This is a genomic window from Cognatundibacterium luofuense (assembly GCF_018139685.1).
Lineage (GTDB): Bacteria > Pseudomonadota > Gammaproteobacteria > Burkholderiales > Burkholderiaceae_D > Undibacterium > Undibacterium luofuense.
The window spans coordinates 1-331 of sequence record NZ_JAGSPN010000410.1; the positions used below are offsets into that span (position 1 = coordinate 1).

General features: G+C 57.1%; 1 protein-coding gene. It reads right to left on the reverse strand.

Annotation, left to right across the window (positions count from 1 at the left end; all coding sequences use genetic code 11):
- On the reverse strand, window positions 1-331 hold a 331-nt coding region (locus KDM89_RS20990; protein ID WP_212689765.1), incomplete at both ends, for an SIS domain-containing protein.

Below are 331 nucleotides of genomic sequence, written 5' to 3' on the forward strand. Positions count from 1 at the left end.
GTGGCATCGGACTTTCGAGTCTATGCGCTTTTCACTGATACTGATTTTGGCACGCTCCAGCATATCGATGGCAGCCGGGCCACGCATCAGGGTCACTGCAACGGCCAGCGCATCGATATAGGTTAGATGCGCCAGGCGTGAAGTCATGGGTGTGTAGATATCGGGATCTTCTTCCACGTCGACGCTGATATGCACATCGGCCAGTTCCGCCAGCGGACCGCCACTGGCGCACAAAACCAGTACCTTGGCACCGGCTTGCTTAGCCAGTTGTACGCTGTTAATCAGATCGCGCGTGCGGCCGGTACGTGAAAACGCCACCACCACGCAATCG